Source organism: Faecalibacterium sp. DFI.5.82 (assembly GCF_029076575.1).
Lineage (GTDB): Bacteria > Bacillota > Clostridia > Oscillospirales > Ruminococcaceae > Faecalibacterium > Faecalibacterium duncaniae.
The window spans coordinates 1-289 of sequence record NZ_JARFIS010001101.1 but is presented as its reverse complement, the minus strand read 5'-3'; the positions used below and the strand labels follow the sequence as shown (position 1 = coordinate 289).

The 289-nt window shown below is 65.1% G+C and carries 1 pseudogene; it reads right to left on the bottom strand.

The window, feature by feature from the left end:
- A pseudogene (locus P0G09_RS20325) lies at nucleotides 1-289 on the bottom strand (excinuclease ABC subunit UvrA); the annotation flags it as partial.

Below are 289 nucleotides of genomic sequence, written 5' to 3'. Positions count from 1 at the left end.
CGCCTGAACGCCGCGGCCCGGGCCCCCCGGCTGCGGGGCATCGGGCTGGAGCCGCCGCACGCGGGGCAGGGGCCCTGCTTCAGGAACCGCTCCACCCGCTTCATGCCCTTTTCATCCGTCACCTTGGCAAGAGCGTTCTCTACGGTATAAACGGCGTTGAAGTAGGTGAAATCCATTTCACCCGCCGCGCCGGTCTTGCTGTTCTGGTAGAGCAGGTGCACCTTTTTGGCGGGGACGTGGAACACTATGTCACGCTCTTCCGGGGTCAGCTCCCGGAAGGGGACGTTGG